This window comes from Serratia sp. BNK-23 (assembly GCF_047456145.1).
Taxonomy (GTDB): Bacteria; Pseudomonadota; Gammaproteobacteria; order Enterobacterales; family Enterobacteriaceae; genus Serratia; species Serratia nematodiphila.
The window spans coordinates 3,158,571-3,171,246 of sequence record NZ_CP179900.1 but is presented as its reverse complement, the minus strand read 5'-3'; the positions used below and the strand labels follow the sequence as shown (position 1 = coordinate 3,171,246).

Genomic DNA, 12,676 nt, shown 5'->3' with positions numbered 1-12,676 from the left:
GAATTTTTCCGCTCGCCGTTCGATGATGTTACGCATCCCCCCTAATTAGCCTGAGGTGAATGCCTTATGGAGCAGTTACGCGCCGAACTGAGCATTGTGCTGGGTGAGTCCATCAGCCGGCTGGAGCGGGTGAGCGAACAGCCTTATGCGCATATGTATTCGCTGTACGATCGGCAGGGCAACGCGATCCCGCTGATGGCGAAAAGCTTTATCTGTCGGGGCATCGCCCAGCAGGAGGCGTACAAGCTGTCGATGCTGGCGCGCGACGGGGATATTCGCCTGCCTACGGTGTATGGCGTGGTGTGTACCCACCAGGCGCCGTATACGGAAATCCTGCTGATCGAGCGCCTGCGCGGCGTGTCGGCTGAGGCGCCGACGCGCTCGCCGGATCGCTGGAATATGCTGATGGAGCAGATCGTTGACGGGATATTGGCCTGGCACCGCATCGACAGCCACGGCAGCGTCGGCAGCGTTGACAGCACGCAGGAGAATGACTGGTTTTGCTGGTATCAACAGCGGGTCGAAGTGCTGTGGGCGACGGTGGTCAATCTCACCACCCCGCAGTTGACCATGGCGGATCGGCGTTTGCTGTACCGCACGCGCGAAGCGCTGACCCATTTCTTCGTCGGCTTCGATGATCCCTGTGTTCTGGTGCACGGTAACTTATCGCTGCGCAGCATGCTGAAAGATCCCAAAAGCGATCAACTGCTGGCGATGCTCAATCCCGGCGTAGTGCTGTGGGCGCCGCGCGAATACGATCTTTTCCGCCTCTGCGAGGCGGGCATGCCCAGCCAGCTGCTGTTCAGCTATCTGCAGCGGGCGCCGGTCGCCGACGCTTTCCTGGCGCGGCGCTGGCTATATGTGGTGTGGGAAGCGGTAGGGCGTTTGATCCATACCGGCAAGCTGGAGCGGCGGCCGTTCGACTATGCGTCGCAACAGCTGCTGCCCTGGCTGGCCGGTTGAACGAGCTTTACTCTGCGCCGGCGCTATCTGCGCCCTTCAGCCATTGCCACAGACTACCCAGCGTTTCATACCACGCGCGCTCGGTATGGCCGAGGAACATTGACGACGGTGTGGCGCGATCCCAGATATTCAGCGGCGAGTCGATCGCTAACTGGTTGGCCGGCGCCGGGATCGGGTGCAGCCCCTTAGCCTTGAAGAAACGCATGGCGCGCGGCAGATGGTTGGCGGAGGTCACCAGAATGAACGGTTGCTCGCCGACCAATTTGGCGACCTGAGCGGCCTCTTGCTCGGTATCGCGCGGTTCCCCCAAGATCACCATATCACTGCGCGGCACGCCCAGGCTTTCGGCCACCAGCGCCGCAGTGGCGGCGTTGCTTTGCATGGGGCCGGCGGACGCGCCGGTGAACACCATCCTGGCGCCGGGATGTGCAAGGTAGAGCCGCACGCCTTCCGTCACGCGCGGCAGACTGTTGCCGAGCAGGTTTGAACTGGGCGCCCAATCGGGATTGTAGGTATAACCCCCGCCCAACACGACGATGTAGCTGACCGGATCGTTACCGCGATAAGTCTGGTATTCGGCCTCGATCGGCCGCAGCAGCCGGTCGGCCACCGGTTGCAGGCTGAAAAGCAGTAAAAACAGCCAGCTCAGCGTGAAAATCGTCTTACCGCTTTTTTGCCAGCGGGTGAACCACAGCAGCAGCAGCGCCAGCCCCATCAGCAGCATCAACAGCGGCAGTGGCATCAGCAGGGCGCCAAAGAACTTTTTCAGGTTGAACAGCATCGAAAATCAGATCCTTTTGGGTGAAAAAGCGGCATCCAGGTATAAACAGGCCGCAAGAAGATACATTCTAAGTCAGTCTGTGCCAAAATAGCAGGTTTGAATGGGCGTGCGCTTTGCCGCCGACAAGAATGAGATCAGCGGAGCCGTTGTCCATGCAGGATCGCAATTTTGACGATATTGCTGAAAAATTTGCGCGTAATATTTACGGCACCACGAAAGGAAAAATCCGCCAGGCGGTGGTTTGGCAGGATCTGACCGGGCTGCTGGCGCAGTTGCCGCAGCGGCCGCTGCGCATTCTCGACGCCGGGGGCGGTGAAGGCCATATGGCCTGCCAACTGGCAGAATTAGGACATCAGGTGTTGTTGTGCGATCTTTCTGGTGAGATGATCCAGCGCGCCGCGCAGCTGGCGGAGCAGAAAGGTGTGAGCCAGAACATGCAATTCGTACAAAGTTCTGCGCAGGATATCGCTCAACATTTGGAACAGCCGGTTGATCTGATATTGTTTCATGCAGTGCTTGAATGGATCGCCGAGCCTGAAGCGGCGCTGCAGGCGTTGTATGACTGCCTGACGCCGGGCGGCGCACTGTCGCTGATGTTCTTCAACGCCAACGGCCTCTTGATGCGCAACGTGGTGTTGGGTAATTTCCAACTGGTGGATCCCGAGGTCAGACGGCGCCGCAAGCGTTCGCTGTCGCCGCAATATCCGCACGATCCGCTATTGGTCTACGGTTGGTTGGAACAGCTGGGCATGCGCATCGGCGGCAAAACCGGCGTGCGGGTGTTCCACGACTATCTGCAGAGCAGACAGCTGCAAACACAAAAATTTGAAGAGTTACTGGCGCTTGAACAGCACTATTGCCGGCAGGAGCCGTACGTGAGTTTGGGGCGCTATATTCACGTCATGGCGCATAAACCAAACCTGAAGGACGAACTATGAGTGAATTTTCCCAGACAGTACCCGAACTGGTCGCCTGGGCACGGAAAAATGATTTCTCTATTTCGCTCCCTACGGAGCGTCTCGCATTTCTGCTCGCCATCGCCACCCTGAACGGCGAACGACTGGACGGCGAGATGAGCGAAGGTGAGCTGGTTGATGCATTTCGCCATGTCAGCAAGGGTTTTGAACAGACGCATGAAACGGTGGCGATGCGCGCCAACAATGCGATCAACGACATGGTGCGCCAGCGCCTGTTGAACCGCTTTACCAGCGAACTGGCGGACGGCAACGCGATTTACCGCCTGACGCCGCTGGGTATCGGCATTACCGATTACTATATTCGCCAACGCGAATTCTCCACGCTGCGTCTGTCGATGCAGCTGTCGATCGTGGCGCAGGAACTCAAACGCGCTGCCGACGCCGCCGACGAAGGCGGCGACGATTTCCATTGGCACCGCAACGTGTTCGCGCCGTTGAAATATTCGGTGGCGGAAATCTTCGACAGCATCGACATGACCCAACGCGTGATGGACGAGCAGCAGCAGAGCGTGAAGAACGACATCGCGGCGCTGCTGAGCAAAGATTGGCGGGCGGCGATCTCCAGCTGCGAGATGCTGCTGTCGGAAACCTCGGGTACCCTGCGCGAGCTGCAGGATACGCTGGATGCGGCGGGCGATAAGCTGCAGGCCAACTTGCTGCGCATCCAGGACGCAACCCTCGGCAACGTGGAGCTGGGTTTCGTTGACAAGCTGGTGTTCGATCTGCAAAGCAAGCTGGATCGCATCATCAGCTGGGGTCAGCAGGCGATCGACCTGTGGATCGGCTACGATCGCCACGTGCATAAATTTATCCGTACCGCTATCGATATGGACAAAAACCGCGTGTTCGCCCAGCGCCTGCGCCAGTCGGTGCAAACCTATTTCGACCACCCGTGGGCGCTGACCCATGCCAATGCCGATCGTCTGCTGGACATGCGCGACGAAGAACTGGCGCTGCGCAGCGATGAAGTGACCGGGGAACTGCCGCCGGATCTGGAGTTCGAAGAGTTCAGCGAGATTCGCGAACAGCTGGCGGCGATGATCGAAGAGGCGCTGAAGGTGTACCAGGAACAGCAGATGCCGCTCAACCTTGCAGCGGTGATGCGCGATTATCTGGCGCAATATCCGCGTGCGCGTCATTTCGACGTGGCACGTTTAGTGGTCGACCAGGCTGTGCGCCTCGGTGTGGCTGAAGCAGATTTCTCAGGGTTGCCGGCGGAATGGCAGGCAATCAATGATTACGGAGCCAAGGTCCAGGCCCATGTCATCGACAAATATTGAACAAGTAATGCCAGTCAAGCTGGCCAAGGCGCTGTCCAACTCGCTGTTTCCGGCATTGGATAGCCAACTGCGCGCGGGTCGTCACATCGGTATCGATGAGCTGGACAACCACGCCTTTTTAATGGATTTCCAGGATGAGCTGGAAGAGTTTTACAACCGTTACAGCGTCGAGCTGATTCGGGCGCCGGAAGGTTTCTTCTATTTGCGCCCGCGCTCCACCACGCTGATCCCGCGTTCGGTGCTGTCCGAGCTGGATATGATGGTGGGTAAGATCTTGTGCTACCTGTATCTCAGCCCCGAGCGCCTGGCGCACGAGGGCATTTTCAGCCATCAGGAGCTGTACGACGAGCTGCTGAGCCTGGCCGATGAGAACAAGCTGCTGAAGTTCGTCAACCAGCGCTCTACCGGTTCGGATCTCGATCGGCAGAAGCTGCACGAAAAGGTGCGCACCTCGCTGAACCGTCTGCGCCGCCTCGGCATGGTCTATTTCATGGGCAATGACAGCAGCAAGTTCCGCATTACCGAGGCGGTGTTCCGCTTCGGCGCCGACGTGCGCAGCGGCGACGATCCGCGTGAAGCGCAGCTGCGCATGATTCGCGACGGCGAGGCGATGCCGGTTGAAACCAGCCTGTCGCTGAACGATGAGAATGACGCTGAGGATCAGCAGGTTGATAACGCTCCTGACGGTGCAGAGGATGAACAGGAATGATTGAACGCGGTAAATTTCGCTCGTTGACGCTGGTTAACTGGAACGGCTTCTTCGCCCGCACCTTTGATCTGGATGAGCTGGTGACCACGCTGTCCGGCGGTAACGGGGCGGGGAAATCCACCACCATGGCGGCCTTCGTCACCGCACTGATCCCCGACCTGACGCTGCTGCACTTCCGTAACACCACCGAAGCGGGCGCCACCAGCGGCTCGCGCGACAAGGGCCTGCACGGCAAGCTGCGCGCCGGCGTGTGTTACTCCACTCTTGACGTCGTCAATTCACGCCACCAGCGCGTGGTGGTTGGCGTGCGTCTGCAGCAGGTGGCAGGGCGCGACCGCAAGGTCGATATCAAACCGTTCACCATTCAGGGGCTGCCGACCGCGGTACAGCCGACTGAATTGCTGACCCAGACCGTGGGTGAGCGCCAGGCGCGCGTGCTGTCGCTGCAAGAGTTGAAAGAGCGCGTGGAAGAGATGGAGGGCGTGCAGTTCAAGCAGTTCAACTCCATCACCGATTACCACTCGCTGATGTTCGATCTGGGCGTGATCCCGAAACGCCTGCGTTCGTCCGCCGATCGCAGCAAGTTCTACCGTCTGATCGAAGCGTCGCTGTACGGCGGTATCTCCAGCGCCATCACCCGCTCGCTGCGTGATTACCTGCTGCCGGAAAACAGCGGCGTGCGCAAGGCGTTCCAGGACATGGAAGCGGCGCTGCGCGAAAACCGCATGACGCTGGAGGCAATCCGCGTCACCCAGTCGGATCGCGACCTGTTCAAGCATCTGATCTCCGAGGCCACTTCCTATGTGGCGGCGGACTATATGCGCCACGCCAACGAACGCCGCATCCATCTGGACGGCGCGCTGGCGCTGCGCAGCGATCTGTTGGGCAGCCGCAAGCAGCTGGCCGCCGAACAGTATCGCCATGTGGAAATGGCGCGTGAGCTGAGCGAGCAGAGCGGCGCCGAATCCGATCTGGAAACCGATTACCAGGCCGCCAGCGACCACCTGAATCTGGTGCAGACGGCCATGCGTCAGCAGGAGAAGATCGAACGCTATGAAGCCGATCTGGAAGAGCTGACCTACCGTCTGGAAGAGCAGAACGAAGTGGTGGCCGAGGCGAGCGAGCAGCAGGCCGAAAACGAAGCGCGCGCCGAAGCGGCCGAGCTGGAAGTGGATGAGCTGAAGAGCCAGCTGGCCGACTACCAGCAGGCGCTCGATGTGCAGCAGACCCGCGCCATTCAGTACCAGCAGGCGCTGCAGGCGTTGGAGCGCGCACGCGCGCTGTGCCAACTGCCGGACCTGACCGCCGATAATGCCGAACAGTGGCTGGATACCTTCCAGGCCCGCGAGCAGGAGGCGACCGAAGCGCTGCTGATGCTGGAACAGAAGCTGAGCGTGGCCGACGCCGCGCACGGCCAGTTCGAGCAGGCCTATCAGCTGGTGGGTAAAATCGCCGGCCAGGTCAGCCGCAGCGAAGCCTGGCAGTGCGCGCGCGAATTGCTGCGCGACTGGCCTTCGCAGCAGCACTTAGCCGAGCGCGTTCAGCCGCTGCGCCTGCGCCTGAGCGAACTGGAACAGCGCCTGCGCTCGCAGCAGGATGCCGAGCGCCTGCTGCAAGAATTTTGCAAACGCCATGGCCAAGAGTACCAGCCGGACGATCTCGACATGCTGCAGCAGGAGCTGGAAGAGCGCCTGGAAGCGCTGTCGCAGAACGTCAGCGAAGCCGGCGAACGCCGCATGGAGATGCGCCAGGAGCTGGAGCAGATCCAGCAGCGCATCCGTGAGCTGACGGCGCGTGCCCCGGTGTGGCTGGCAGCGCAGGACGCCCTGAGCCAGCTCAGCGATCAGAGCGGAGAGCCGCTGGAAAACAGCCAGCAGGTGACTGAATACATGCAGCAGCTGCTGGAGCGTGAGCGCGAAACCACTGTCGAGCGCGACGAAGTGGCGGCGCGCAAGCGCGAAGTGGAAGCGCAGATCGAACGTCTCAGCCAGCCGGGCGGCGCGGAAGATCAACGCCTGGTCACCTTGGCCGAACGTTTCGGCGGCGTACTGCTGTCGGAAATTTACGATGACGTTACCATCGACGACGCGCCTTACTTCTCGGCGCTGTACGGCCCTTCGCGCCACGCCATCGTGGTGCCGGATCTGTCGCTGGTGCGCGAGATGCTGGAAGGGCTGGAAGATTGCCCGGAAGATCTCTACCTGATCGAAGGGGATCCGCAGTCGTTCGATGACAGCGTATTTGCCGTCGAAGAACAGGACAAAGCGGTGGTGGTGAAGATCGCCGATCGCCAGTGGCGTTATTCCCGCTACCCGGAAGTGCCGCTGTTCGGCCGCGCGGCGCGCGAAAACCGCCTGGAAGTGCTGCATGCCGAGCGTGAAACGCTGGCGGAACGTTATGCCACGCTGTCGTTCGACGTGCAGAAAACCCAGCGTTCGCATCAGGCCTTCAGCCGCTTTATCGGCACCCATCTGGCGGTGGCGTTCGACGCCGATCCGGAAGCGGAGATCCGCGGCCTGAACGCCCGTCGCGGCGAGATCGAGCGTGCGCTGAACAATCACGAAGCGCAGAATCAGCAGCAGCGTCAGCAGTACGACCAGGCCAAAGAGGGCATTTCCGCGCTCAACCGCCTGATGCCGCTGGTGTCGTTGCTGAACGATGAAACGCTGCAGGATCGCGTCGACGAGATCCGTGAAGAGCTGGAAGAAGCACAGGACGCCGCGCGCCACATTCAACAGCACGGGGTGTCGCTGACCAAACTGGAGCCGCTGCTGTCGGTGCTGCAGAGCGATCCGCAGCAGCATGAACAGCTGCAGCAGGACTACGCGCAGGCGCAAAGCGTGCAGCGTCAGGCCAAACAGCAGGCGTTCGCGTTGACAGAAGTGGTGCAGCGCCGCGCGCACTTCAGCTATACCGACTCCGCCGGCATGCAGAATGCCAACAACGATCTCAACGACAAGCTGCGCCAGCGTCTGGAACAGGCGGAAGCCGAACGCGCCCGCGCCCGTGAGCAGCTGCGTCAATATCAAACCCAGTTCACCCAATACAGCCAGGTGCTGGCCTCGCTGAAAAGCTCGTATGACGCCAAGCGCGACATGCTGAAAGAGCTGAGCCAGGAGCTGGTGGATATCGGCGTGCAGGCCGACGCCAACGCCGAAGCGCGCGCGCGTCAGCGCCGCGACGAGCTGCATGCGGCGCTGAGCAATAACCGCGCTCGCCGCAATCAGCTGGAGAAACAGCTGACCTTCTGCGAAGCTGAAATGGACGGCCTGCAGAAGAAACTGCGCAAGCTGGAACGCGACTATCATCAGCTGCGCGAGCAGGTGGTGACCGCCAAGGCGGGATGGTGCGCGGTGATGCGCCTGGTGAAAGACAACGGCGTGGAACGCCGCCTGCACCGCCGCGAGCTGGCGTACATGGATGGCGACGAGCTGCGTTCGATGTCGGATAAGGCGCTCGGTGCGCTGCGTCTGGCGGTAGCGGACAACGAACACCTGCGCGACGTGCTGCGCCTGTCGGAAGATCCGAAGCGGCCGGAGCGTAAGATTCAGTTCTATATCGCGGTGTACCAACACCTGCGCGAGCGTATCCGCCAGGACATCATCCGTACCGACGATCCGGTCGAGGCCATCGAGCAGATGGAGATTGAGCTGGGCCGTCTGACCGAAGAACTGACCGCGCGCGAGCAGAAGCTGGCGATCAGTTCGAAAAGCGTGGCCAACATCATTCGCAAAACCATTCAGCGCGAGCAGAACCGCATTCGCATGCTGAACCAGGGGTTGCAGGCCGTTGCTTTCGGCCAGGTGAAGAGCGTCCGTCTGAACGTCAATGTGCGCGAAGCGCATGCCACTCTGCTGGACGTGCTCTCCGAGCAGCAGGAACAGCATCAGGATCTGTTCAACAGCAACCGCCTGACCTTCTCCGAAGCGCTGGCCAAGCTGTATCAGCGCCTGAATCCGCAGATCGACATGGGGCAGCGTACGCCACAGACCATTGGCGAGGAGTTGCTGGACTACCGCAACTACCTGGAAATGGAAGTTGAGGTGTACCGTGGTTCCGACGGCTGGCTGCGTGCGGAAAGCGGCGCGTTGTCTACCGGTGAAGCCATCGGTACCGGGATGTCAATCCTGGTGATGGTGGTGCAGAGCTGGGAAGAAGAGTCCCGCCGCCTGCGCGGTAAAGATATCTCGCCGTGTCGCCTGCTGTTCCTCGATGAAGCGGCGCGCCTGGATGCCAAGTCGATCGCCACGCTGTTCGAACTGTGCGATCGTCTGGAGATGCAGCTGATCATCGCGGCGCCGGAAAACATCAGTCCGGAGAAGGGCACCACCTATAAACTGGTGCGTAAGGTGTTCCAGAACCACGAGCATGTGCACGTGGTGGGGCTGCGCGGTTTCGCCGGCGAGCCGCCGGCGCTGGGCACTGCGCCGGTCGAAACGCCGTAACGCAGAAAAACGCCCTAAAAATCCGAAAATAGCCGCCGCAGGGTGGCTATTTTTTTGTGCGCGTGGATGATAGTCCTGCTTTTTTATCCGTTGAAAAGCGGTTAGTTTAATCACATAAACAGTTATTCGACGCCCGCAGGGCGAAACGGCCTTTCTGTTTGTATACTGAAACTATATGCAGTTTTTGACGTTTTTTTTTGTGAGCATACAGGGGGCAAGGGATGTTGCTTAAAAAGGGAAACTCTCTACGACGTTTGGCGCTGAGTGGCGCTATCGCCTGTAGTCTTGTGTCGTCGTTTTCCGCCTTGGCCACCGTAACGGCGTTACCGGTGGCAACAGCAGGCATGTCCGTTGCGCAGAGTCGTTCTGAACTGCTGGCCGCGTTGCCGCGCGGTATGGATCTGCACTACCTTTCCACGCTGGCGCCGCTGTATGCGGCGAATCATATGCAGCCGATGTGGCAGGATCGCGAGGCTGTTCAGCAATTTCAACAGCAGCTGGCCGAACTGGCGATGTCCGGCGTACAGCCGCAGTTCACCCAGTGGGTGAAGATGTTGACCGATCCGGCGCTCAGTGAAGCGGGCCGCGATGCGGTGTTGTCCGATGCGATGCTGGGCTATTTGCAGTTTGTATCCGCCATCGGCGCCAACGGCAACAACTGGCTGTACAGCAATATTCCTTACAAGCTTGGTTTGCCGCCCACGGCGGTGATCAATCAATGGCAGCTGGCGGTGCGCCAGGCGCGAACCCTGAGCTACGTGAATTCGCTTGCGCCGCAGCATCCGCAATACGCCAAGATGCATCAGGCGCTGCGTGACATGCTGGCGGACAACCGCCCCTGGCCGCAGGTGGGCAGTGGCCCGAGCCTGCGCCCAGGCCAAATGAGCAACGATATCCCGGCGCTGCGTGAGATCCTGACGCGCACCGGCATGCTGGCCGCCTCGGCGCCGGAAGCGGAGCCGGAACCGGCGGTGGTTTCGGCGAAGAGCAATGAACCCGACGACGGCGGGCTGACGGTAGACGAAGAGAAAAGCCGTGTGACGGTCAGCCCATCGGCGGCGCCGGTGACGGAGTTGACCGCGGAACAGACGCCGCCGCAGATCGGCAGCGTGGTGAGCGACAACCTCTATACCAACGAGCTGGTGGAGGGCGTCAAGCGTTTCCAGAAATGGCAGGGGTTGACGGCGGACGGCGTGATCGGCGTGCGCACCCGCGAGTGGCTCAACGTGTCACCGAAAACCCGCGCCGCGCTGTTGGCGCTGAATATCCAGCGCTTGCGCATCTTGCCGGGGCATGTCGGCACCGGCATTATGGTGAACATTCCCAACTACTCGCTGACCTACTATCAGAACGGCAACGAAGTGTTGTCCTCCCGCGTTATCGTCGGGCGGCCGAGCCGCAAGACGCCGTTGATGAGCAGCGCGTTGAACAACGTGGTGGTCAACCCGCCTTGGAACGTGCCGACTACGTTGGTGCGTGAGGATATTGTGCCGAAGGCGATGCGCGACGGTAACTATTTCCAGAAACACGGCTATACCGTGCTGTCAGGCTGGAGCAACGATGCGGAAGTGATCAACCCGGCGATGATCGACTGGAGCATGGTTTCTGCGCGCAACTTCCCGTATCGCGTGCGCCAGGCGCCGGGCGCCACCAACTCGCTGGGGCGTTTCAAGTTCAATATGCCGAGCTCGGATGCCATCTACCTGCACGATACCCCGAACCACAGCCTGTTCCAGAAAGACATCCGCGCGCTCAGCTCCGGCTGCGTGCGGGTGAACAAGGCTTCCGATTTGGCGAATATGCTGCTGCAGGATGCCGGCTGGAACAATAGCCGCGTTTCCTCCACGCTGAAAGAAGGCAATACCACTTATGTGAATATTCGCCAGCGTATTCCCGTAAAACTGTATTATCTGACCGCCTGGGTTTCGGATGATGGCCAACCGCAATTCCGTACAGATATTTACAATTATGATAATACGGTGAGATCGGGCGCACAAATTTTGGCTCAGGCCAAAAAATTAATGCAGTAAATGCAGTAATTATAAATAAATAACGGTCAGAATGTTTGGCTATACCGCAGGCCCTCGTAGCCGGGGGCCTGTAAACCTAGGCGTATCGCGGGTTGACTCAGCATACGCAGGCGGTTATGGTTCGGACAGTGCGCTGCTTTGTGCATTTATTTTGACATTCTTGCCGGGTTTAACAGAGTCATGGACAAAATTGATCATCATCGCCGTAAATGGCTGGCGCTAGGTGGCGCCGCTATGGGCATAGCGCTGCTTCCAGGGCAGGCATTTGCCAGTCTTTCCACCGCTCGACCGCGTATTTTAGTGCTGAATAACCTGAATACCGGTGAATCTATTAAAGCCGAGTTCTTTGACGGCAAAGGCTACAATAAAGAAGAGTTGGTTCGGCTAAATCATCTGTTCCGCGATTATCGCGCCAACAAGGTTAAATCGATCGATCCCAGCTTGTTTGATCACCTCTATCGCCTGCAGGGGCTGCTGGGTACCAGCAAGCCGGTGCAGCTGATCTCCGGTTACCGTTCCGTAGATACCAATAACGAATTGCGCGCGCACAGCCGCGGTGTGGCCAAGCACAGCTACCATACCAAGGGCCAGGCGATGGATTTCCATATTGAAGGTATCCAATTGAGTAATATCCGTAAAGCGGCGTTAAAAATGCGCGCCGGTGGTGTAGGATATTACCCACGTAGCAACTTCGTGCACATCGATACCGGCCCGGTTCGGAGCTGGTAATCGCGGTGCCCTCAGTGAATAACGCCGCTCCTTGCGGAGGCGGTGTTATTGTCGTTGGAGCCTTATGAAATACCATCTTATTCCCGTTACCGCCTTTAGCCAGAATTGCAGCCTGATCTGGTGTGAAAACACGCAGCAGGCGGCGTTGGTCGATCCCGGCGGCGAAGCGGAAAAAATCAAAGCGGAAGTGGCGAAACAGGGTGTGACAATCACGCAGATTTTGCTGACGCACGGCCATTTGGATCACGTCGGCGCGGCGGCGGAGCTGGCGGAACATTATCAGGTGCCGATTTACGGCCCGGATAAAGAGGACGCTTTTTGGCTGGATGGTTTGCCGGCGCAGAGCCGGATGTTCGGGCTGGAAGAGTGTGCGCCGCTGACCCCGACCCGCTGGCTGTCGGAAGGCGATGAGATGCAGGTGGGTGAGATGACGCTCAAGGTGTTGCATTGCCCTGGGCACACACCGGGCCACATCGTCTTTATCAATGAGCAGGCGCGTTTGGCGCTGGTGGGTGACGTGCTGTTTAACGGCGGCGTGGGGCGCAGCGACTTCCCGCGCGGTGATCATCAGGCGCTGATCGCCTCTATTCGCACCAAGCTGCTGCCATTGGGCGACGATATGCGCTTTATTCCCGGCCACGGCCCGATGTCGACCTTTGGCCACGAGCGCCAGACCAATCCGTTCCTGCGCGAAGAGCCGGCGGTGTGGTAACGATTATTTCCCGGCCGAAATAATCAAGGGCGCATAGAGCGCCCTTTTTT

9 protein-coding genes are annotated in these 12,676 nt (G+C 59.6%); 8 read left to right on the top strand and 1 reads right to left on the bottom strand.

Features of this window, described 5'->3' with window-relative positions; genetic code table 11:
- Positions 1-66: 66 nt before the first annotated feature.
- Positions 67-963 (top strand): YcbJ family phosphotransferase, encoded by an 897-nt coding sequence (locus tag ACMGF9_RS15125; protein ID WP_015377332.1) that lies wholly within the window; start codon positions 67-69, stop codon positions 961-963.
- Positions 964-970: 7 nt separating this feature from the next.
- Here ACMGF9_RS15125 and elyC read toward each other — a convergent pair whose 3' ends face one another.
- The gene (gene elyC / locus ACMGF9_RS15120; protein WP_015377333.1) at positions 971-1,744 is read right to left on the bottom strand and encodes an envelope biogenesis factor ElyC; all 774 of its coding nucleotides are present in this window, start codon (positions 1,742-1,744) and stop codon (positions 971-973) included.
- A 152-nt stretch (positions 1,745-1,896) separates the two neighbouring features.
- Here elyC and cmoM point away from each other — a divergent pair, with 152 nt between their 5' ends.
- From cmoM to ACMGF9_RS15085, 7 genes are all read left to right on the top strand, one after another.
- Entirely contained in the window at positions 1,897-2,682 is a 786-nt protein-coding gene (gene cmoM, locus ACMGF9_RS15115) for a tRNA uridine 5-oxyacetic acid(34) methyltransferase CmoM (protein WP_015377334.1), read from the top strand.
- Positions 2,679-4,001 (top strand): chromosome partition protein MukF, encoded by a 1,323-nt coding sequence (gene mukF, locus ACMGF9_RS15110; protein WP_015377335.1) that lies wholly within the window; start codon positions 2,679-2,681, stop codon positions 3,999-4,001. Before cmoM ends, mukF begins: the two co-directional genes overlap by 4 nt.
- Positions 3,982-4,710, top strand: a complete 729-nt coding sequence (gene mukE / locus ACMGF9_RS15105) for a chromosome partition protein MukE (RefSeq protein WP_004928226.1) — start codon at positions 3,982-3,984, stop codon at positions 4,708-4,710. Before mukF ends, mukE begins: the two co-directional genes overlap by 20 nt.
- Positions 4,707-9,155, top strand: coding sequence for a chromosome partition protein MukB (mukB, locus tag ACMGF9_RS15100; protein WP_004928222.1), 4,449 nt, complete (start codon positions 4,707-4,709; stop codon positions 9,153-9,155). Before mukE ends, mukB begins: the two co-directional genes overlap by 4 nt.
- A gap of 221 nt (positions 9,156-9,376) precedes the next feature.
- The gene (gene ldtD / locus ACMGF9_RS15095; protein WP_028127364.1) at positions 9,377-11,185 is read left to right on the top strand and encodes a L,D-transpeptidase; all 1,809 of its coding nucleotides are present in this window, start codon (positions 9,377-9,379) and stop codon (positions 11,183-11,185) included.
- Between the two features lie 180 nt (positions 11,186-11,365).
- On the top strand, positions 11,366-11,914 hold the full coding sequence (locus tag ACMGF9_RS15090; protein ID WP_004928217.1) for a YcbK family protein: 549 nt from the start codon (positions 11,366-11,368) through the stop codon (positions 11,912-11,914).
- Positions 11,915-11,978: 64 nt separating this feature from the next.
- A complete protein-coding gene (locus tag ACMGF9_RS15085; RefSeq protein ID WP_015377338.1) occupies positions 11,979-12,626 on the top strand; it encodes an MBL fold metallo-hydrolase in 648 nt (215 codons plus the stop codon).
- Positions 12,627-12,676: the final 50 nt, after the last annotated feature.